This is a genomic window from Winogradskyella sp. PE311 (assembly GCF_046545555.1).
Lineage (GTDB): Bacteria > Bacteroidota > Bacteroidia > Flavobacteriales > Flavobacteriaceae > Winogradskyella.
Window position 1 is genome coordinate 358,353 of the sequence record NZ_JBHZTH010000001.1, and the last position, 22,956, is coordinate 381,308.

General features: G+C 33.9%; 19 protein-coding genes. 10 read left to right on the forward strand and 9 right to left on the reverse strand.

The features are described from left to right. The first annotated feature begins 37 nt into the window (after positions 1-37). From ACFWU4_RS01505 to ACFWU4_RS01515, 3 genes are read left to right on the forward strand one after another with little or no spacing between them, the layout of a single operon-like run. Entirely contained in the window at positions 38-4,822 is a 4,785-nt protein-coding gene (locus ACFWU4_RS01505; protein WP_411124172.1) for a fibronectin type III domain-containing protein, read from the forward strand. A 27-nt stretch (positions 4,823-4,849) separates the two neighbouring features. Beyond that, positions 4,850-5,758, forward strand: coding sequence for a type IX secretion system membrane protein PorP/SprF (locus ACFWU4_RS01510; RefSeq protein WP_411124174.1), 909 nt, complete (start codon positions 4,850-4,852; stop codon positions 5,756-5,758). A 19-nt stretch (positions 5,759-5,777) separates the two neighbouring features. Further along, the gene (locus tag ACFWU4_RS01515) at positions 5,778-7,694 is read left to right on the forward strand and encodes an OmpA family protein (RefSeq protein WP_411124176.1); all 1,917 of its coding nucleotides are present in this window, start codon (positions 5,778-5,780) and stop codon (positions 7,692-7,694) included. Between the two features lie 52 nt (positions 7,695-7,746). Here the strand turns inward: ACFWU4_RS01515 and ACFWU4_RS01520 are convergent, their stop codons facing one another. The 3 genes from ACFWU4_RS01520 to ACFWU4_RS01530 form a co-directional block, all read right to left on the reverse strand. Then, positions 7,747-9,222 (reverse strand): PcfJ domain-containing protein, encoded by a 1,476-nt coding sequence (locus ACFWU4_RS01520; RefSeq protein WP_411124178.1) that lies wholly within the window; start codon positions 9,220-9,222, stop codon positions 7,747-7,749. Positions 9,223-9,786: 564 nt separating this feature from the next. Beyond that, entirely contained in the window at positions 9,787-10,323 is a 537-nt protein-coding gene (locus tag ACFWU4_RS01525) for a YciI family protein (RefSeq protein WP_411124180.1), read from the reverse strand. After that, positions 10,320-10,796 carry a CYTH domain-containing protein gene (locus ACFWU4_RS01530; RefSeq protein ID WP_411124182.1) on the reverse strand — a complete coding sequence of 159 codons (477 nt, stop codon included), beginning with the start codon at positions 10,794-10,796 and terminating at the stop codon, positions 10,320-10,322. The genes ACFWU4_RS01525 and ACFWU4_RS01530 overlap by 4 nt, the downstream gene beginning before the upstream one ends. 42 nt (positions 10,797-10,838) lie before the next feature. Here ACFWU4_RS01530 and dinB point away from each other — a divergent pair, with 42 nt between their 5' ends. The 3 genes from dinB (at position 10,839) to ACFWU4_RS01545 (ending at position 12,971) form a co-directional block, all read left to right on the forward strand. Beyond that, the gene (dinB, locus tag ACFWU4_RS01535) at positions 10,839-11,948 is read left to right on the forward strand and encodes a DNA polymerase IV (RefSeq protein WP_411124184.1); all 1,110 of its coding nucleotides are present in this window, start codon (positions 10,839-10,841) and stop codon (positions 11,946-11,948) included. A 108-nt stretch (positions 11,949-12,056) separates the two neighbouring features. Beyond that, a complete protein-coding gene (locus tag ACFWU4_RS01540) occupies positions 12,057-12,683 on the forward strand; it encodes a Crp/Fnr family transcriptional regulator (protein ID WP_411124186.1) in 627 nt (208 codons plus the stop codon). Between the two features lie 75 nt (positions 12,684-12,758). Next, entirely contained in the window at positions 12,759-12,971 is a 213-nt protein-coding gene (locus ACFWU4_RS01545; protein ID WP_411124188.1) for a DUF2892 domain-containing protein, read from the forward strand. Positions 12,972-13,032: 61 nt separating this feature from the next. Here the strand turns inward: ACFWU4_RS01545 and pyk are convergent, their stop codons facing one another. The 5 genes from pyk to ACFWU4_RS01570 all read right to left on the reverse strand — a co-directional run bounded on the left by pyk (position 13,033) and on the right by ACFWU4_RS01570 (position 17,318). Next, complete coding sequence (gene pyk, locus ACFWU4_RS01550; protein ID WP_411124190.1) at positions 13,033-14,469, reverse strand: pyruvate kinase; 1,437 nt, start codon at positions 14,467-14,469, stop codon at positions 13,033-13,035. 2 nt (positions 14,470-14,471) lie between these two features. Further along, positions 14,472-14,951: an IPExxxVDY family protein gene (locus ACFWU4_RS01555; RefSeq protein WP_411124192.1), complete on the reverse strand. Its 480-nt coding sequence runs from the start codon at positions 14,949-14,951 to the stop codon at positions 14,472-14,474. Positions 14,952-15,072: 121 nt separating this feature from the next. Beyond that, a complete protein-coding gene (gene rnc, locus ACFWU4_RS01560; protein ID WP_411124194.1) occupies positions 15,073-15,813 on the reverse strand; it encodes a ribonuclease III in 741 nt (246 codons plus the stop codon). A 7-nt stretch (positions 15,814-15,820) separates the two neighbouring features. Next, on the reverse strand, positions 15,821-17,071 hold the full coding sequence (gene fabF, locus ACFWU4_RS01565; RefSeq protein ID WP_411124196.1) for a beta-ketoacyl-ACP synthase II: 1,251 nt from the start codon (positions 17,069-17,071) through the stop codon (positions 15,821-15,823). Between the two features lie 13 nt (positions 17,072-17,084). Beyond that, a complete protein-coding gene (locus ACFWU4_RS01570; protein ID WP_008269813.1) occupies positions 17,085-17,318 on the reverse strand; it encodes an acyl carrier protein in 234 nt (77 codons plus the stop codon). Between the two features lie 181 nt (positions 17,319-17,499). Between ACFWU4_RS01570 and ACFWU4_RS01575 the strand changes: the two genes are divergently transcribed. The 4 genes from ACFWU4_RS01575 to ACFWU4_RS01590 all read left to right on the forward strand — a co-directional run bounded on the left by ACFWU4_RS01575 (position 17,500) and on the right by ACFWU4_RS01590 (position 21,734). Beyond that, entirely contained in the window at positions 17,500-18,063 is a 564-nt protein-coding gene (locus tag ACFWU4_RS01575; protein WP_411124201.1) for a phosphoribosylglycinamide formyltransferase, read from the forward strand. A 39-nt stretch (positions 18,064-18,102) separates the two neighbouring features. Continuing rightward, complete coding sequence (locus ACFWU4_RS01580) at positions 18,103-18,744, forward strand: viroplasmin family protein (RefSeq protein WP_411124203.1); 642 nt, start codon at positions 18,103-18,105, stop codon at positions 18,742-18,744. Between the two features lie 79 nt (positions 18,745-18,823). After that, complete coding sequence (locus ACFWU4_RS01585; protein WP_411124205.1) at positions 18,824-19,750, forward strand: PfkB family carbohydrate kinase; 927 nt, start codon at positions 18,824-18,826, stop codon at positions 19,748-19,750. 85 nt (positions 19,751-19,835) lie between these two features. After that, a complete protein-coding gene (locus tag ACFWU4_RS01590; protein ID WP_411124207.1) occupies positions 19,836-21,734 on the forward strand; it encodes an amidophosphoribosyltransferase in 1,899 nt (632 codons plus the stop codon). A 502-nt stretch (positions 21,735-22,236) separates the two neighbouring features. Here the strand turns inward: ACFWU4_RS01590 and ACFWU4_RS01595 are convergent. Beyond that, the gene (locus tag ACFWU4_RS01595; protein ID WP_411124209.1) at positions 22,237-22,845 is read right to left on the reverse strand and encodes a superoxide dismutase; all 609 of its coding nucleotides are present in this window, start codon (positions 22,843-22,845) and stop codon (positions 22,237-22,239) included. Positions 22,846-22,956: the final 111 nt, after the last annotated feature.

Sequence of the window (22,956 nt, forward strand, 5' to 3'; positions counted from 1 at the left end):
TATAAAGGATAAATAATTTCTAACAAACCGATTAATAATGAAAAAGATTACTCTAATTCTATTACTTCTGTGCTTTTCTTTTGGTTTAAGTGCTCAAGTATTAAATCAGTCTGCAGCTTGGCCGAATACCAACTGGACAGTGACAGGTGTTTTTAACACAGACCCTCTCGCTTTTGAAGCAGATCCAACCCTCACAAGTAATTTCGCATTTGACGATGATGATGCTGGTGGAGCAAGTGATGATGATATCGCTGCAGAATCACCCGTAATAGATCTTACAGCTGCTTTTGCTGCTGGTGAGACCTGGTTATTTTTAGATGTAGATTTCACCTATAATGACTTAGGAGATGTCTTAAATCTAGAATATTGGGATGCGGATAGTAGCACATGGGAAGTATGGCAACAATTCGCTGCAACCGCAGACCAACCTACAAATGACTTTTGTGCTGGAGGTAGAGATAGTTTTACAAGTAATCAACTTAATATTGCAGGTTTTAGTGCAACACAACTTTCAGGATTTCAGTATAGAATTGCATTTTATGACGATGGTCCTGGTGGAGGAGCTGGTTTTGAGTGGGGCTTTTGTTTTGATCCTCCTACAGTTACTTCTCAGACACCTCCAACTTGTCCTGACCCAGATATGTTAATGGTTTCTAATGTATTAGAAACTTCTGTAGATTTAGGATGGAATGAAAACGGCAGTGCAACACTATGGAATATAGAATGGGGAGCAGCTGGTTTTACACCAGGTTCTGGGACTTTAGTTTCTGGTTTAACTACTACAACTTATACACTTACCGGTTTAGTTGCGGGTACATCTTACGATTTCTATGTGCAATCTGATTGCGGTGGTGCTGAAGGAACTTCTAACTTTATAGGACCTTTTAATTTTGTAACCGCTGTACCAGGAGGTACTTGTGCGGCTGCATTCCCTATGACTGTTGAAGCTGATTGTGGAGCAGCCACACCAACTACTTTCGATTTTAGCATCGCAGAAGATATAGATGCAAATGGAGAAAATCCTTCATGTGATGGATTTGGTAACTTCGGTTATTGGGTAAGTTTTACTGCACCAGCAGTTGGTTCAGTAGTCTTTAATTTTGGTGGAGCAGCCGATAATATTGGTTTAGAGGTTTTAGATGCCTGTGGAGGAACAGCAGTTTCTGCGTGTTCTAATAATATTTTTGATACAGGAGATAGTTCTGATATCATAGGCGGACTTACACCTGGCGATACATATGTAGCAGTAATTTGGAGAGATACTCAAGCAGGTACTGCCGAAGTATGTATAGAAGAAGGGCCTTCATGTACTTTCCCTGTTAATTTAGATGCTACCAATTTATCATTAGATGGCGCAGATTTAAGTTGGACTGAAAACGGTACTGCCACAGTTTGGAATGTTGAAGTTGTTCTATCTGGTAATGCACCAACAGGAGTGCCTACAGCAACAGGTGTTACAAACCCTTATACAGTTACAGGTTTATTAGCTAATACAGATTATGATTTTTACGTGCAAGCAGATTGTGGAGGTGGAGACTTAAGTGATTTCGCTGGTCCTTTTACTTTTACTACATTATGTGATGTGTTTGTTCCAGATTATTTAGAAGACTTTACAGATATTATTCCAAATTGCTGGGATGAAGCTAGTAATGGAGACGCAACTACTGGTCCGACTGACTTTGGGGCTGGAGATTGGATTGCCGATGAATTTTTAAATATAGGTGCCAATGATGGTGCTTATAAGATAAATCTATTTAATGCAGGAACGAGCGATTGGATTATATCCCCAGAATTTGATTTAACTGGTGGACCTTTCCAAGTTGAATTTGATTTTGCAATAACAAATTGGAATAGTAGTACAGTAGCAGGAACTTTAGGATCTGATGATTTAGTACAATTATTAATAACTATAGATGACGGTGTATCATGGATACCATTATTAACTTATGATAATACGTCAGTTGTACCACTCCCAGGTATTCATCCAGTAGTAGATTTAACTGCCTACAGTGGTGAAACCGTTCAATTCGGAATTTTAGGTTCTGAAGGAACTGTATCAGATGCAGGTGTAGATGTAGATGTTTTTGTTGACAACTTTCAAGTAAGAAACGTACCAACATGTCCTGAGCCTTCTGATTTAACTTCAACAAATTTAAGTTTAACTTCAACTGAAATAGGTTGGACAGAAGCTGGAACATCAACATTATGGAATATTGAATATGGTGTAGCAGGTTTTACTCAAGGCACAGGAACAGTTGTTACAGACGTAACTACAAATCCTTACATCATAACTGGTTTAACATCAGACACTGCCTATGAGTTTTACGTACAGGCAATTTGTGACCCTACGAACTTAAGTTCTTGGACAGGTCCAGGAGAATTTTTTACGGGTTATTGCGCATCTGTGCCAACTAGTAATGATGGTGAAGGTGTTACTAATGTTACTATTGGAGTTACGGACTTTCCTAGTTTCGGTGATGTAACTTACGAAAATCAGACCTCACCTGTTGTCAATGTTTTCCAAGGAATAAACACCAATGTAGCGGTTAGTTTCGCAACTGGTTTTACATATGGAACTAATATTTGGATAGATTTCAATGACGATTTAGTATTTGATGCAACTGAACTTGTTTTTCAAGGAGAATCTACCAATGCTAACCCAACCACATTAGATGCTTCTTTTACAATGCCAATTACTGCACCGTTGGGAGAACATAGAATGCGTATTGGTACGGCAGATGCTGGTCAAGCTACTCCTAACCCATGTTATAACGGAACTTGGGGTGTTACATTAGACTTTACTGTAAATATTCAACAACTTACGTGTACACTGCCAGAGGCAGACTTCACGGTTAACACAGATTGTGATAATGATCAGTTCTTTATAGACGTAGATGTTACCAGTTTAGGGGATGCTACGTCATTAGAAATTTCTAATGATTTTGATGCGACGACTGTTCAGGCAACTGCTACTGGAGTGGTTCAAGCTGGTCCTTTCCCTTTTGGAAATACTGTTAAGATTTTTGTTACTAATGAACAAGACAATAATTGTGTTATCAGTAGTCCTTTCTTTGAAGTTTTAGCATGCCCACCATTAAATGATGAGTGTGATGGTGCGATAAGTGCAGTAGTAAACGAAGACGGTAGCTGCGATATGGTAACACCAGGAACTATTTTAGCTGCAACAACATCTAATGTACCTGCAGGAAGTTGTACTGGTGATCCAGATGATGACGTTTGGTTCGAATTTACAGCACTTAATGAAGTACATATCATATCTTTAATTAACATTGCGGGAGGAACTACTAACTTAGATCATGCAGTCTATGAGGGAAGTTGTGGTACTTTAACGGAACTTTACTGTTCTAACGATGACGCTAGTGTAACACCTCAACTTGTAGTTGGTGACACTTACTTAATTAGAGTATTTAGTGGAGGCAGCCAATCTGAGACTTCAACTTTTGATTTGTGTATAAGAAATGCACCTTCAAATATTATTTGCGAAAACGCAGAAAACTTTTGTTCAGTAGGTGGAGCACTATCTACTCCTAATATTATTGGCATACCAGATCCTAATGATTTAGCCTGTTTAGGTACAGCACCAAACCCTGTTTGGAATATCATTCAAATTGGTGAATCTGGACCAATCGAAATAGAAATTGTTCAACAAGATGACAATGGAAATGGATTAGATGTTGATTTTGTGATTTGGGGTCCATTTGATTCTATTACACAGGCTTGTACGGATATAGTATATGAGGATTGTCCTACGTGTCCGTTCTCTAATAATCCTGATACTGGATTCTATCCATTTGGTAATATAATAGATTGTAGTTATTCTGCGGCTTCTATTGAAAACCTAAGTATTGATAACGCTATAGCAGGTGAAATTTACATGCTATTAGTAACAAATTTTAACGGAAACCCTGGAACAATTACTATAGAACAAACTAATATTGCTGATACTTCTAGTGGTGAAATTTCAGCCGAAATTGAAGCAGAAATTGTAAGTAATGAAATATTCATAGATTCTAGTAACGATATCACTGAAACTGACGAAGTTGCTTTGTGTGGTTTTGATAGTGTAGTCATTCAAACAGACTCGCCATTTGCTGATGAATTTGTTTGGTTCAAGAATGGTTTTGTTGTGGAAGGTGAAACAGGATCAACTTTAACAGTAACAGAATCTGATAACTACCAAGTACAAGCATTTGACAACCAATGTGGCGTAGACACTTTTTCTCAAATTGTAAACATTAATCTATATAATGAACCAGCCGCTCTAGATTTGCAAACAATTGCAGTTTGCGATAGTGAAACGGGCCTAGGAGAGGAATTTGATTTAGATGAATTTACAGCAGAATTAAATATAGGAGATCAATTTACTGTGAGTTATTATACTAATACAGATGATGCAAATCAGGCAATAAACCAATTAGGGTCACTATATACAACTACTGGTGAGACCCTAATCATTAGAATAGAAGATGTAAATGCTGTAAATGATGGATTCACAGGGTGCCGAATACTAAGTGAATTAGATCTAGTGGTTGGTCCAGAGAAATGTGTGTTCCCGCAAGGAATTTCACCTGGCGTATCACCAGGGTTTAACGATAGTCTTGACCTAAGTAATTTTGACGTTTCTAAAATTGAAATTTTCAATAGAAATGGAACACTTGTATACTCTAAAGCTAATTATACAGATGAATGGATTGGACAGACCAATAGTGGGGAAGAATTACCTGTAGGTACATACTTCTATACTATAACCTATGCCGACGGTACTAAGACTAAAAATAACTGGATATATATTAGCAGATAATCACTAACTGAATCAACTTAAATTATAATGAAAAAACTTTCAATAATAGCGGTTTTACTCTTTGCATTTCAAATGCATGGACAACAAGATCCTCAGTACACACAGTACATGTACAATATGAATGTAATTAATCCAGCCTATGCAGGTTCTACGGAAAGTCTATCTTTTGGATTGTTATATAGAGATCAATGGTCAGGTATTGATGGTGGTCCTCAAACAGGAACACTTTTTGTTCATTCACCTGTTGGAAACAATATGGGATTAGGACTATCTGTAATTGCAGATCAAATTGGACCTGTTAAGGAAACAAATGTTTATGCCGATGTATCATATACTTTAAAATTAGGTGGTGAACATCGTTTGGCGTTTGGCGTAAAAGCTGGTGCAACTTTTCATGATATCGGCCTATTCTCTGGTGTTGATGTTTTAGATGAAGGAGATCCTTTCTTCTCAGAAGATATAAATAAGACAACACCCAATATAGGTGCTGGTTTATTTTATTATACCAATAAATATTATTTGTCTTTATCTGTGCCAAACATGCTTTCATCTGTTCATTTAGATGCTAATGGATTTCAAATAGGTTCGGAAACACAACACTACTTTTTTACTGGTGGGTATGTGTTTGATCTTTCGCCGAACACAGAACTTAAACCATCCTTTATGGTAAAATCTGCATTTAATGCACCAACATCTTTTGATGTTAATGTAAATGCTAGGTTTTTTAAGAAATTTGAGATTGGTGCTTCCTATAGATTGGATGATTCTTTTTCTGGATTAGTGAATTTTGCTATAACACCTGCGCTTAGAGTTGGTTATGCTTATGACGCTATATCTTCAGATATTAAAGCATTTGCACCTGCATCACACGAGGTAATGTTGTTATTCGACCTTAATTTTCCGAAGCGCGTCTCTCGTTCACCTAGATACTTTTAATCCGTTAAGCTAAACAATTATGAAAAACTTTAAAACACTATTATTTATTACGTTGATGAGTAGTTTATGCTTAACTGCTCAAGACAAGAATACAAAAAAGGCAGATAAAGAATTTGCTAGGTTCGAGTTTGTAGATGCAGCTGAAAGCTATAAAAAACTTGTAGATAAAGGAAATGGTTCGCCATACGTATATGCGCAACTTGCTGAAAGTTATTATAACATATTTAGCACTGTTGAGGCCGAACGTTGGTATGAAAAAGCATTAGAGTCATCACAAGATCCAGAGATGATTTATAAATATTCCGAAATGCTAAAAGCAAATGGAAAATATGAAGCATCTAATGCTCAAATGGAAAAATTTGCATCAATGCGACCATCAGATGATAGAGCATCAGCATTTAGAAAAAACCCAAATTATCTTCCTAAAATTTTAGAACAAGGTAAAAAGTTTAATGTACAAGATGCAGGCTTTAACTCACCACAAGCAGATTTTGGTGGAGTTGCAAACGATGGAAAATTATATATTACATCTGGCCGAAATGATAACCGTAAAACATATGGTTGGAATGAACAACCCTTCTTAGATATCTATAGATTATCTAAAAATTCAGATGGCTCGTATCAAGCTGCAGAATTAATGAATGATGAAATTAACACCAAATTTCATGAGGGTTTAGTTTCATTTTCTCCTGACGGTGAAACGATGTATTTTTCTAGAGAAAGTTATTCTGAAAAAGACTTTCAAAAAGACTCGTTAAGTAGCACTCGTTTTAGTCAGTTATATTTATTTAAAGCCACTAAATTAGGGTCTGATTGGGATACAGTAGAAAGTTTAGCAATTAACAGTAAAAACTATTCAGTAAAAAATCCTTCAGTTAGCACTGACGGTAATACACTTTATTTTGCATCCAATATGCCAGGTGGTTACGGTAATTTTGATATCTATAAAGCACCGATTAATGATGATGGAACACTAGGTGATCCAGTAAATTTAGGCCAAAAAGTAAATACAGAAGGGCAGGAAATGTTTCCTTATTCTAGTAGTGCTAATATCCTTTATTTCTCTTCTAACGGCCATCTTGGTCTTGGTGGTATGGATGTTTTCTATACAAAAGAGATAGATGGTAAAATGGCACCAATAAGAAACGTTGGTATACCTATTAACAGTAATGGTGATGATTTCGCTTTTACCATACACGAAGAATCTGAAGAAGGTTTTGTTTCATCAAACAGAGATGGTGGACAAGGTAGTGATGATGTATATGCATTTAAGAAACTTCAACCATTATGTGATGTATTAGTTACAGCAACTGTATTAGATGACAAAACAAGAGAACCTATAGCTGGAGCTTCTGTAAGCTTATTTGATAGTGAAGGTAATAAAGTCGTGTCTAAAATGACTGAAGCTGATGGTACTGCTGAGTTTATAGTAGAGTGCGAAAAAGATACAGAACTTGAGGTTGTAATGACTGATTACGAGAGTAAAAAAGTTGCTGTAAAAGGAAGCAATGACGAAGAACTTGCGGTTCAGATTTCACTTGATCCTATTGAAGAAATTATTACGGCTGAGGAAATTGTTTTAAACCCTATTTATTTTGATTTTGATAAATCTAATATCACAGCTCAGGCTGCATTTGAATTAGATAAACTTATTCAAATAATGAACAAATATCCAGATCTAGTAATAAACGCAACATCTCATACCGATAGCAGAGGTCCTGCGTCTTACAATCAAAGATTATCTCAACGTAGAGCAAAGAGTACACAACAATACGTTATTTCAAAAGGCATTGATGCATCACGTGTATCAGCTGAAGGTAAAGGTGAAAGTGATCTAAAGGTAAAATGCGGATCTAATTGTTCAGACGATGAGCATCAACAAAATAGACGTTCAGAATTTTTAATTGTGAGTGGAGGCCCACAATCTCAAAAATAAAAGTTCTAATATCATAAAATTATAAACGCTCTGACAATATCAGAGCGTTTTTTTATTCCACCGCAAATGGTTGTATTCCATACTTTTTCTGAAATATGGCGTCTAATTGATGCTTCATCTCGTTCGAAAAAGGATAGTCTTTTATTGTTGAATCCTGAGGTGATTGTGAATTTAACAACCTACCAAAAACCAAAAATAAATATAGAATTAAAACTATCAATCTAAATATGAAGGTTGCACCAATATCGTAATTAGTCATATTGCTCCGTTCAACCGCCCTAGCATATGCTACAGGCTCATAATCAGAAACTTCTGGCTTTACTCTATTAACAGCCGACATTGCTATCCACTCCTCAATTAAAGTAAACATCATTTCGTTTGGCTCTTCATTATATTTTGCCTTTGCCTCCACAATTTCATAAGACGGAATTGCAACTTCGATTGTTGCCAATCTTGTTGGTATTTCGCTATCTTTTTGACTTTGCAAAGAGAAAATACGGCTTTGATTTGCCTCACAATCTTCATCATATTCAGCAACACAATGATGCATTGCTACACCTTCGTCATAAAGTTCTATTGAGTTTTTAAGTTCTATAGTTTTAAAAACTACTGTTTGCCCCTCAATCACTTCGGCTTTACATAAAGGTTTTATACCAGAAGATTTCCAGGATAAAACATTCCCCATTTCATTTTTAATATAGATTCTACGATGCCAATCATTTGTCTGATTTAACAATGCATTAAAGGTTCTACCCTTCATAGAAAACGTAAGATCTTCTCTATATTTATGTCTTAAATAGTCAACGATTTGGTTAAGTTCGTTAGTTTCTAAACGTTCTATTCTAGAAAAGAACTTCACTACAGAAGTCCAAAAAACTTCTTCCACATCTCGTATACTAGATAAACTAGAGATTGCTATAATCTTGGCGGCCTCTTTAGTTGCTCCAAAACCTATGGCTTGCGCATATCTTAAAGCTTCAAAAACTCTAAAATAATCTGGTGCACTTCTAAACTCGTGCGCCATTTTATTCGTCAATTGTATTGGCATTTGTGATAAATCTTTAACACTAACACCTTTACCTAATTGTACATACCAAAGCATGTGTAATTTATGACTTTCATAAAAACTAGCCTCTAAAAACTTAGGTGTCTCATACTTAGTAAAGCAGTATTTTAATAAACTACTGATTTGTTCATCTTTTGCTGAAGACTCAGCTTTCCAAGATTCTATATCTTTATTGAATTTGTTACCAAAAGAACTCATGTTGTGTAATACCTCTACATCTGCATAACTTCTCAATAATGCATAGCACTTTTGGTGATATAAATGAATCAATAAAGCTCTAAAAGTGTCTCTTTTCCATGTATATCGATACTGGCTGGTTTTAGAAAAGAATTCTTTTAACATAGATTCTAAAGTCCCTTTATAGCGTTGCGTCTCATTTGGTGCTTTGTATATCTTCTCAACCAAGGCTATGTATCCACTAGGTCTTTCCTTTATATTCTGATTTTTGCATATAGGCTTCATTTTTTAATTTCTTTACATGTTATTAGCTATGTAAAGCCACTTAAACTTGTAATTACGATTTGTAAACGTGTTTTAATAACAGTCATTTATGTTTGTTTTGGCTTTAATTTCTTAAAAAATAAAAGCTCGATTCTTTTTACAGAACCGAGCTTTATGATGGTGTTAAATCCCTTTATTCTATAAAAGGATTTTCGGTTCAATTCTATGTCTACAGATAAACTTTACAAATAGTGTGTCTGATATATAACTATATTTTATATGTGCTTTCATAATTAAATTTTTGGCAATAAAAAACCCGAGGTTTTTATAACTCGGGTTCAAAATAATTTATTTGAGTAACTTTTATCTCTTACAAATACAAGTTACAAAACCCGAATTTAATATTGAATCTCGTTCAATATTAAACAGTTGATATGTCGAATTTTTTACTTGCATTAGATTTCTTATTTTATTTAAATGAGGTGCAAATATATAATTAGATCTTTCTTAATTCCAAATAAAATTTGAATTCAAAGGTCTATTTATAAGCAATCTAAATTTGGGTTTAGATAATTTATTGGTGAATTAACGCAACGAAAAACCCTTTGCAGCCCACCAAGGGTGGACTTCTATTATTAATCTTCCAGCTTTTACCATTGGGTCAGAATTAGCTAAACTATCTGCCATCTTTAAGGTAGGGACATTATATATAGTAATACCTTTGATGTTCCCATTATTTCCAAAAGGGCCAGAAATATCCGCATATCCTAGCTCGTACATTTTACCTAAATGTGCTAAATGCTCATTTTGTAATCTTGTTGCTTCTTCTTCGTTTTGGTTTCTTATAGGCCCACTTTTTAAAAAGGCAATAAAATATTGTTGCATTAGGATGGTGTCTTTTGTTTTTTCGTCTACATAATCAAATACTTGATAACCCTTAGCAATAAGTTTCATTTTAGTATCTTTTATAACTCCTTCATTTATAGTTTTTAAAGTATCAAAATCTACCTCTTGAAACACTTTTTCTTCTAAAACGCTATTGTTATAATCTAAGGATTGTGTTTCCTTTTTACAGGCTAGTATTGAACCAAACAATACAAATGCCAATAGAAATTTTTTCATTTTTTCCAATTTTTAAATGGGTGTTTACTTAATTGCGAATTATAGTATTTTGTATCACCTGTTACTTCTTTTCCTAGCCAATTAGGTTTTAAAAAGTTTTCATCTTCTGATTTTAACTCTACCTCCGCAATCACTAATCCTTCATTCTCACCAAAAAACTCATCAACCTCAAAAATGTGATTTCCAATTACAACTTCGTGTCTAATTTTATCAATAATACCTTCTTCGCATAGTACTAATAGGTTTTGAGCTTCAGGTTCAGGAATTTCTTTTTCCCACTCAAAACGCGACAATCCATCATCTGTGGATTTACCTTTAATAGTTAAATACCCTTTATCTTTTTTCAACCTAACACGGACCGTTCTCTCTTTATTACTGTTTAAAAATCCTTGTTGTATTGTATAACAACATGCGGCTTCTTTTCTGAATGCATTGTCATTTACTAAAAATTTACGTTCTATCTCTATGGACACAATTGATAAGGTTTAAAGGCATATAATCCCTAAATTTACGTCATGATTAACGATTTACCAATAAGAAAAATTATTCATGTAGATATGGATGCCTTTTATGCATCTGTTGCTCAGATGGACAATCCAAAACTTAAAGGTAAAGCTATTGCTGTTGGAGGTGGAGGTAAACGAGGGGTTATTAGCGCGGCAAGTTATGAAGCTCGTAAATTTGGTGTAAAAAGTGCCATGTCTGGTCGATTAGCAGAAAAACTTTGTCCTCATCTAATCTTTGTAAAAACCGATTTTACGAGGTACTCTGAAATATCTAAACACGTAAAATCAATATTCTATGATTATACAGATTTGGTAGAGCCCTTATCTCTTGATGAAGCTTACTTAGACGTAACTGAGAACAAATTAGGGCTTCCTAGTGCAACTTTGCTAGCACAAAAGATAAGAGCTAGGATTTTTAATGAAGTAGGCTTAACGGCTTCTGCAGGTATATCTATTAATAAATTTATTGCTAAGGTTGCTAGCGATTATAATAAACCTAATGGACAGAAAACGGTAAACCCAGAAGATGTCCTTAAATTTTTAGAAGATTTAGATATTAGAAAATTTTATGGTGTTGGCAAGGTTACTGCAGAAAAAATGTATCAGAAGGGGATCTTTACTGGTAAAGATTTAAAATCTAAAAGTCTTGAATATCTTGACGAAAACTTTGGGAAATCTGGACACTATTATTATAACGTCGTAAGAGGCATACATAACAGTGAAGTAAAACCAAATCGCATCAGAAAATCTTTAGCCGTAGAACGTACATTTAGCGAAAATCTATCCTCCGAAATTTTTATGCTTGAAAAATTAGAGCATATTGCTGAAGAAGTTGCTAAACGATTAGAAAAAAACAAAGTTGCAGGAAAAACTGTAACGCTTAAGATAAAATATAGCGACTTCACTTTGCAAACGAGAAGTAAAACAATCCCTTATTATGTAAGTGAAAAATCTATTATTCTTGAAACTGCTAAAGATTTATTGTATCAAGAAAAAATGAGTAATTCTGTTCGTCTTTTAGGTATTTCGTTATCTAATCTAAATACAGATCAAAAAAAACCTAAGCCTTCTGAAAAAGGCAAGAAATCTGTTAGTGTACAGTTAAAGTTTGAGTTTTAATTTTCTATTATGTTTGATTCTTCTTACTTTTTTCAACGAACATAGCTAGCATAGAAGTGCTTGGTTTGAAAAACCATCACAATTAAATTTAACCAAAAAAAGAAAGCCTTGGGATTTGATAGAAAAATATTATCATTTTTAAAACCTCAGTTACTTGAAAGTATTCTAGAGAAATCCTCAATTCAACAATTTGAAAAAGGTACTGAATTGCTTAAAGAAAAACAATATGCTAAAGTATTACCAATCGTACTAAAAGGACTACTAAAAGTATATTCTAGATTTGATGAAAAGGAATTACTGTTATATTACATAGAACCTTCTCAAAGTTGTGTAATGACATTTTATTCAGCATTAAAAAATACCCCTAGTCGAGTATTTGCAATGGTCGAAGAAGAATCTAGTGTGCTTTTACTTCCAATAAAACATTTGCCAGAATGGATAAAAAATTATCCTGATTTTAACGAACTTTTCTTCAACCAATATAATTTACGTTATTTAGAACTCCTCAGTACCATTGGTCATTTACTCAATGACAAAATGGATAAGAGACTTTATGAGCACCTAAAAAAGAAATCTCTTTTGACCAATGGAGCACTAATTAAAATGAGTCATCACCAAATCGCTACGGAATTAGGAACTGCCAGAGAAGTAATTTCTAGAGTTTTAAAAAAACTTGAAACTGATAAAAAGATTGAACAAAATACTAACGGAATTAAAATAATCTCTCAGTTGTGACTTAGGTCACAAGAAACCTTAATTAATTTTTTCAACTTTGCTGAGCAATTTTGCAAAGATTTAAAATTTAAAAAGATGAAAAAAAATATGGGTTTGGCAGATAAAACTATTAGAATAATAATTGCTGCTATAGTAGGTGTTCTTTATTTTACAGGTGTTATAACTGGTACTCTAAGTATTATATTATTAATTGTAGCTGCTGTTTTTCTGCTTACGGCATTTATTAATTTTTGCCCAATTTATTCAATTTTCGGGATAAGAAGTTGTCCTATTAAAAAGGGTGAATAGGTCATTTCTAAAATTAAACTTGTTGTTTAAAGAAATTAGGATTTAACAATTGGCAAGAGGACTATTCATTAGTAATCTCACGAACACGCAAAGTGTTTACCATGCCTTTTTCAGCAATTGGCATAGAGGCTAAACTAATTACCATATCTCCTTTATCCAAGTAACCATTTTTCTTAGCAATTCTATTGGTATCTCTAATAGTTTCGTCTGTACTTACAAACTTATCATAGAAAAATGCTGTAACCCCCCAAAGTAAACTAAGTTGCGTTAAAATTCTTTTGTTAGAGGTAAAAACTAGAATATTCGATTGAGGTCTCCACGCCGAAATTTGAAAAGCAGTATAACCACTATTAGTTAATGTAGAAATAGCTTTGGCATTAATCTCATTTGCCATATTAGCTGCGTGATAACAAATGGCCTTTGTTATGTAACGTTTAGTACGTATGTGTGGTGGAGATTGTGGCACTTCAATTAATGGAGAGTCTTCAACGCTTCTGATAATATTTGCCATTTGACGAATTACCTGAACAGGATATTGCCCAACAGACGTTTCACCAGATAACATAACTGCATCAGCACCATCCATTACAGAATTGGCCACATCGTTTACTTCTGCCCTTGTTGGTGTTAAACTAGTGATCATTGTTTCCATCATCTGTGTAGCAATAATTACTGGTATTCTTGCTTTTTTAGCCCTTAAAACTAATTGTTTTTGCACCAATGGCACTTCTTCAGCTGGTATCTCTACTCCTAAATCGCCACGAGCCACCATTAAACCATCACAATAAGCAACAATCTTATCTATATTTTCTACAGCTTCTGGTTTTTCTATCTTAGCGATAATTGGAATTTTATGATCACTATGCTCACTAATTAATTTTTCGAGCTGCATTAAATCTTCTGCATGACGTACAAATGATAATGCAATCCAATCAACCCCAAGATTACACGCAAAAATAGCATCTTCAACATCTTTCTCAGTTAAAGCGGGTTGAGAAATATCAGTATTAGGAAGATTAACTCCTTTTTTTGATTTAAGCGGACCACCTTGAATAACCTTAGCTTTAACCTCAGATTTTCCATCCGTAGATACAACTTCAAAGTGTAATTTTCCATCATCTAAGAGAATACGTTCTCCTGGCTTGGCGTCTTGAGGAAACTTATCATACGTCATGTAAACACGTTCTTTCGTACCTTCAAAACGTTTTCCTGTAGCAAAAATAATTTCATCCCCTGGATTAACTACAACCTCCCCTTTCATTGTTCCAACACGTAATTTAGGGCCTTGTAAATCCCCAAGAATAGATGCATTATATCCAAACTCTTCATTGAGCTCTCTTATCATTTCTACGCGCTCCTCCACATCCTTGTAATCAGCATGCGAAAAATTAATCCTAAACACATTAGCACCTTCGTCTAACATGGCTTTTAAAACATCTTTACTGCTTGTTGCTGGGCCTAATGTGGCTACTATTTTTGTTTTTTTATTTGACATCAATTCTAAAAAATTAAATGGTCTCTAGATTTTATTTTCAACGGATTAACCGCATAACTTGTAACGATTTGTGAAATATTCTGAAGCTTATTTAAGATCAGTTTTTCATTAACATTCTGAATTTCACCTGAAATTTTAATAAAAAAATCAACTTTATTTAATTCTGGAATCAAATGAAACGTTTTTAAAACGCTCTCATTTTGTGTAAAAAGTGATCCGGTACTATACAAACTTACTTCTTCCTTTTTACAAACATTAGAAACTAAATTCCATGTCACATACTGCGATTTGTTATTCCATTCAAAAAAACTATAAGAAGAGGTTAAATATTGAAAATCTAAATCCTTCTCATTACGTTCTAGTTTTAAATCTAAAGTTTTATTTAGTAAGTAAGCTAAACGATAATCTTCTAGACCACAATGAATAGCTATGAGCTTGTAAGCATCATCATAAAAATCATTTACTAGAAGTTTGTGTAAAGCCAAAACGTTATAACTTTAATTAGTAAATATAAGACATTATAAGGTCTGATATATCAACTTTAGGTTAATCTTACACCTTATAACTTACGAAAACGTTGTAGTTAAGGCAATTAAACTGAGACGTCTAAATGAACTTGGTAATCTGATTTTGGAATGCAAAAAAGGCACGCTTTGAGGCTTTTTCTTCAGCTTTTTTCTTAGATGTAGCTCTTGCTTTTGAAACCACCTTTTTATTAATACTTAATTTAACTGAAAAATGCTTTAACTCATCTTTTCCGGTATCTTCATAAACTTCATAATCAAAAGTATTTTTTTCTTTTTGACACCATTCAATGAGCAAACTTTTGTAACTTATTACCTTACCTTCCAATGTCTCTATATCAACATGAGGATTGATTATACGTTTATAAATAAACTTTTCGCAAGTCTTATAGCCTTTATCTAAATAAATAGCTCCGACTAAGGCTTCAAACAGATTTCCATGGATATTATTACCAAAATTAGATTTTGGAATTCTACTTTGTACTAAGTCAATAAGATTTAGCTCTTTACCTAATTCATTAAGATGTTCTCTACTTACTACTTTAGATCGCATCTTAGTAAGATAGCCTTCGTCACCTTGTGGTACTTTTTCAAACAAATACGCTGCAATAACCGAACTAAGCATTGCATCACCTACAAACTCTAAACGTTCATAATTAATAGGATTTCCTTTTTTATCCTTAATATTCATAGAACGATGTGTAAAGGCCTTAACGTAAAGCGGCTTCGATTTTGGCTTAAAACCTAGTATATCTTTGAGTTGTAAAAAAAAATTCCCGTCTTCTTCAGAGCGGGAATTTAGTATGTTACGAATGATGCTCATTCGGGATTTAATCTAATTTTTTGAATACTACACAAGCGTTGTGACCGCCAAATCCAAATGTATTACTCATAGCGACTTTTATATCTCTTTTCTGAGGTTTATTGAGTGTTAAATTTAATTCTGGGTCTATGTTTTCGTCAACCGTTTCATGGTTTATCGTTGGTGGTACAATACCGTGCTCCATTGCCAAAATTGAAGCTATTGCTTCAATAGCGCCTGCAGCACCCAACAAGTGACCTGTCATAGATTTAGTAGAATTAATATTTATATTTTTAGCATGACTGCCAAATACTTCTGATATAGCTTTTAATTCGGCAACATCACCTAGCGGTGTCGATGTGCCGTGTGTATTAATATGATCTACATCTTCCGGATTTAAACCTGCGTTGTCTAAACAATTTTTCATTACCGCGATAACACCAAGCCCATCAGGATGTGGTGCTGTCATATGATACGCATCCGAGGATAAACCGCCTCCTACAACTTCTGCGTAGATTTTGGCTCCTCTTGCCTTAGCGTGCTCGTACTCCTCTAAAACAATGGAACCCGCACCTTCACCTAACACAAAACCATCTCGGTTTGCGTCAAACGGCCTAGACGCTGTTTGTGGATCTTCGTTTCTAGTACTCATTGCGTGCATAGCATTAAAGCCACCCATACCAGCAATCGTAACTGCTGCCTCACTACCGCCAGTAATTATAACATCACAATGTCCTAAACGTATATTGTTTAAAGCATCTATCATGGAATTAGCAGAAGAAGCACAAGCAGAAACTGTTGTATAATTAGGGCCCATAAAACCATATTTTATAGATATGTTTCCTGGGGCAATATCAGCAATCATTTTAGGAATGAATCGTGGATTAAATCGAGGTGTACCATCACCAGCGGCAAAATTTAACACTTCTTCTTGAAATGTTTCTAAACCACCAATACCTGCACCCCAAATTACTCCAACTCTTAATTTATTTACCGCATCTAGATCTAGTTTTGAGTCTGCAATTGCCTCATCAGAAGCAACCATAGCATACTGCGAAAACTTATCCATTTGTCTGGCTAACTTTCTATCAATAAAGTCAGTAACTTCAAAGTTTTTTATTTCACAAGCAAATTGCGTTTTGAACTTTTCAGCATCAAAATGTGTCACAGGGGCAGCACCACTTTTTCCACTAATTAGCGCATCCCAATATTCATCTTTGGTATTGCCTATTGGTGTAAGTGCACCTAAACCGGTAACTACAACTCGCTTTAATTCCATAAAAATAAAGTTATTATTTTGCTTCTTCTATATAAGAAATAGCTTGACCTACTGTTGCAATATTTTCTGCCTGATCGTCTGGTATTTGAATATCAAATTCTTTTTCGAATTCCATTATTAATTCAACAGTATCTAATGAATCTGCTCCTAAATCGTTAGTAAAGCTAGCTTCAGTTACAACCTCGTTTTCATCAACGCCCAATTTATCTACGATAATCGCTTTTACTCTTGATGCAATGTCTGACATAATCTTTTAATTTTAAGTTTTAATTAGATGGCAAAAATAAAAAACTTTATCTTAATAATCATCTTTACCGATAAAATGTGTTTTTAATTTAGTAAAAATGAAGAGAAGTATTTCTCTTTTGCCTTAATTGTTAATTATTATTCTTTTTTTTGTTTGAATAATTGAAACAAGATACCTGTAAATGAAACGTATTGTAATTTTTGCGTCCGGAAGTGGAAGTAATGCTGAAAATTTAATTAAGTTTTTTCACAACAGCGATAATGCGTCTGTTATTCAGGTACTAACTAACAATCCTCATGCCAAAGTCCTTGATCGCTGTAAAACCTTAAAAGTAAGCGCCTTATCTTTCAACAGAATAGCGTTTTCCAAATCTGAAGATATCCTAAATATTCTAAAAATCGCACAGCCAGACCTTATAGTGTTAGCTGGTTTTCTCTGGAAATTTCCTGAATTCATTTTAAATGCCTTTGAAAATAAAGTGGTAAACATTCATCCTGCTTTGTTACCAAACTATGGAGGAAAAGGTATGTATGGGATGAATGTGCATAAAGCTGTGGTTAACAATAAAGAAACCGAAACTGGTATCACTATTCATTATGTTAATGAAAATTATGACGAAGGTGCTATAATTTTTCAGGCAAAGTGTGCTGTTTTAGCTTCGGATTCTCCAGAAGATGTCGCTGAGAAGATTCATTTATTGGAAATGGAGCATTTTCCGAAGGTGGTAAATAAATTATTGAAATAAAGAACTAAAATAAGATTGCCGTTTTTACACAAACTGAAGATGAGTAAAAAGAAAAAAAAATATTACACTGTTTGGAAAGGACATAATACTGGCGTATTCGATAAATGGGACGATTGTAAAGCTCAAATTAAAGACTTCCAAGGCGCACAGTATAAATCATTCTTAACTTTTGAAGCTGCAAAAAAAGCCTTAAAAGGAAATTACAAAGATTATATCGGCAAATATAAATCCTTTAAAAGCGAACTCACAGAAGCACAACTCAAAAAAATTGGTAAACCTAATTATAATTCTATTTCCGTAGATGCAGCCTCAAGCGGCAATCCTGGAGTAATGGAATATAGAGGTGTAGATACAAAAACAAAAAAACAACTCTTCATCCAGGGCCCTTTTGCACAAGGCACAAATAATATTGGCGAATTTTTAGCATTAGTACATGGGTTAGCTTTTCTAAAACAGCATAATAGCGAGCGAATTATGTATACGGATTCTAGAACTGCTATGAGCTGGGTAAGAAAGAAAATTTGCAATTCTAAACTAGAACGAAATAAAAAAAATAAACCCGTTTTTGATTTAGTAGATCGAGCCTTAGAGTGGTTAAAAACAAATGACTACTCTACAACTATTGTAAAATGGGAGACCAAAGCTTGGGGAGAAATTCCTGCCGATTTTGGCCGAAAGTAATCCACGTTATTTGTTGTGATTCTCTATTTTATGAGGAATATATTTTATGTACTTTTGCACCTTAATCTAAACGTAGATAATGAGTAAATTAGTGATTGTCGGAACTGTAGCTTTTGATGCTATAGAAACTCCATTCGGTAAAACTGACAAAATTCTTGGTGGTGCAGCGACCTATATAGGTTTATCAGCTTCTAACTTTAATGTTGATTCTGCAGCCGTTTCAGTAGTTGGTGGAGATTTCCCTCAAAAATATTTAGATCTTTTAGAAAATAGAAACGTTAATATTGATGGTATAGAAATTGTAAAAGATGGTAAAACCTTTTTTTGGAGTGGTAAATATCATAACGACATGAATTCTCGTGATACTTTAGTCACTGAATTAAATGTATTAGAGCATTTTAATCCAATTGTTCCCGACAGTTATAAAGATGCAGAAGTTGTGATGCTAGGTAATTTGCATCCACTAGTACAACAAGGTGTTTTAAACCAAATGACTGAAAAACCAAAATTAGCCATTTTAGACACTATGAATTTCTGGATGGATATTGCTCTAGAAGATTTACTTTCTGTTATAAAAAATGTAGATGTTATAACCATTAATGATGAAGAAGCAAGACAATTAACTGGTGAGTATTCACTATTAGTCGCAGCAAGAAAGATTCATGAAATTGGACCTAAATATGTAGTAATTAAAAAAGGAGAACATGGAGCGCTATTGTTTCATGATGATAATGTGTTCTACGCTCCTGCCTTACCATTAGAAGAAGTATTTGATCCAACAGGTGCTGGTGATACTTTTGCTGGTGGTTTTTCAGGATATCTAGCCAAAACAGAAGATTATTCTTTTGAGAATATGAAAAAAGCTGTTATATATGGCTCAACACTAGCGTCCTTCTGTGTAGAAAAGTTCGGTACCGAGCGAATGCAAAACCTAACAGATAAAGAAATACATAAACGCTTAGACCAATTTAAGAGTTTAACACAATTTGATATAGAATTAACCTAAAAACCAACGCGCTCAAATTTGAGCGCGTTTTTTTATTTTGAACTTGTTTCAGAATCTTATAGATATAACTTGGAGATAACACAACATGAGTGATGCTTTAAAACATGAGTGCGGTATTGCACATATTAGACTTTTAAAACCGTTAGAGTACTACAAAGAAAAATACGGAAGTGCTTTTTATGGAGTCAATAAAATGTACTTAATGATGGAAAAACAGCACAATCGCGGACAAGATGGTGCTGGTTTTGCAAGTATAAAACTAGATACAAAACCAGGAGAGCGTTACATTAGCCGAGTGCGCTCAGTTGCACAACAACCTATACAAGATATCTTTGCCCAAATTAATGAGCGCATTAATAAAGAGTTAACTGAACACCCTGAATATAATACTGATGTCTCTGCGCAAAAAAAGAATATTCCATATATAGGAGAAGTCTTATTAGGACATGTGCGTTATGGTACTTTTGGTAAAAATAGTGTTGAAAGTGTTCATCCTTTTCTAAGACAAAATAACTGGCAACATAGAAATTTAATAATGGCTGGTAACTTTAATATGACCAATGTTAAAGAACTTTTTGGCAACCTTATTGAGTTAGGTCAACATCCAAAAGAATATACTGACACAATAACCATAATGGAAAAAATTGGTCATTTTTTAGATGATGCAGTTTCAAAAATCTATAAAGATTTAAAAAAAGAAGGCTATAATAAGAATGAATGTTCACCTTTAATAGCGGAACGTTTAAATGTAGCTAAGATTTTAAAAAGAGCAGCTAAAAATTGGGATGGAGGTTATGCTATGGCTGGCTTATTGGGTCATGGAGATTCATTTGTGCTGAGAGATCCTGCTGGTATACGTCCTACTTATTACTATAAGGACGATGAAGTCGTGGTAGTAGCTTCTGAAAGACCCGTAATACAAACTGTATTTAATGTGCCTTTTGATAAAGTAAAGGAATTGGAACCTGGACATGCTATAATTACAAAGAAATCTGGTTCTACAGCAATTAAAAAAATATTAGAGCCTTTAGAGCGCAAAGCTTGTTCTTTTGAGCGCATTTATTTTTCTAGAGGGAGTGATGCTGAAATTTATAAAGAGCGAAAGGAACTAGGTCGTTTATTAATGCCAAAAGTTCTAGAGGCTATAGAAAATGATACAAGAAACACAGTTTTTTCGTTTATACCTAATACAGCAGAAACTTCATTTTTTGGTATGATTGATACTGTTGAGGAACATCTTAATTACAAGAAAACACAAGCCATACTCAAGGGGCAAAGGGCTTTATCTGCTAAGAAAGTTGAAGAAATATTATCAGAACGACCTAGAATTGAAAAAATAGCAATTAAAGATGTTAAGCTAAGGACATTTATTACTGAAGATAGCAGTAGAGATGATTTAGTTGCCCATGTTTATGATGTCACTTACGGTGTTATTAAACCAACCGATAATCTAGTTATTATCGATGACAGTATTGTTAGAGGTACAACACTTAAAATGAGTATCATAAAAATGATGGACCGTCTTAAGCCAAAGAAAATAATTGTAGTTTCTTCGGCACCTCAAATAAGATATCCCGATTGTTATGGTATAGATATGGCAAATCTCGAAAGTTTAGTGGCATTTAGAGCAGCTTTGGCATTATTAAAAGACAACAATCACTATCATATCGTCGACGACGTGTATAAAAAGTGTTTAACGCAAGTAAATCTTAAAGACAAAAAGGTAGTAAACTTTGTAAAAGAGATTTATAATAATTTTACTGATGAACAGATTTCAGAAAAAATTGCAGAATTATTAAGCGACTCGGAAGTTAATGCCGATGTGAAAATAATTTTTCAACCTGTTGCGAATTTACATAAAGCTTGTCCTAACAACCTAGGAGACTGGTACTTTACTGGTAATTACCCTACGCCAGGAGGTAATAGAGTTGTCAATAAAGCCTTTATCAATTTTTATGAAGGCAACAAAGAACGTGCTTACTAAATAATTAAAAAATAACGTTTTATCCGATAAAATACGTATTTCATCAGATAAAAATGTATTTCATCGGATATATACATCTACTTTAACAATTTAAATTACATTGGTCTCACCATAACATAAGTAGGTTAAGTTCATGGTAGATTTGGGGCAAAAAAAGGTGAACAATGTTCACCTTTTTTTATGAAGTTAATTGAAGTATTACTTTAAATGATTCTTGTAATTATATAATTCAGTTCCCCGATCACAATTTACCAAACACCGTGTTTTCCACTCTTAGACTAATATATAGGTCGTTTGTCCAAAAAATTGAATAGTTAAATTAAAGTACTCTTATATTTGATTCACCATAACATAAGTAGGTTAAGTTTATGGTAGATTTGGGGCAAAAAAGGTGAACGACTGTTCACCTTTTTTCATTTTCTTTACTTGCTAAAAACCAATTATCATAAAAAAAATCCAAACCTTTCGATTTGGATTTTATTAATCTATAAAAAGTTAATTTTCACTTAGCTTCTGCGTATCGTCTCTCAACTTCATTCCAATTAACAACATTAAAAAATGCGTTAATATAATCTGGTCTCCTGTTTTGATAATTTAAATAATAAGCATGCTCCCATACGTCTAATCCGAGAATAGGCGTACCTCCACATGTTACTCCTAGCATTAATGGATTATCTTGATTTGGTGTTGAACATACTTCAACTTTACCTCCTTTATGTACACAAAGCCAAGCCCAACCAGAACCAAATTGTGTTGCCGCAGCTTTTGAAAATACTTCTATAAAAGCATCTTTAGAACCAAAAGCAGATTCTATTGCATCCTTTAATTCCCCAGAAAGATATCCTTTGTCTTCTGGGTTCATAACTTCCCAAAATAATGAGTGGTTATAAAAGCCACCACCATTATTTCTAACTCCACTATTACTCATGTCGAGGTTAGTTAAAATGTCTTCAATAGATTTTCCTTCTAAATCAGTACCCTCAATTGCAGCATTTAATTTAGATGTGTAACCGTTATGATGTTTAGAATGATGAATTTCCATTGTGCGAGCATCAATGTTTGGTTCTAAAGCATCGTAAGCATATTTTAATTTTGGTAATTCAAAAGCCATAATCCTTATGTTTTTTAATGTTAGTATTTTAATTTTAACAAATTTACGATTTTGAAAACAAGAAGTTCTAAATAAATTATTAAGATTCCCTATTTTGGTATAAAATTAATC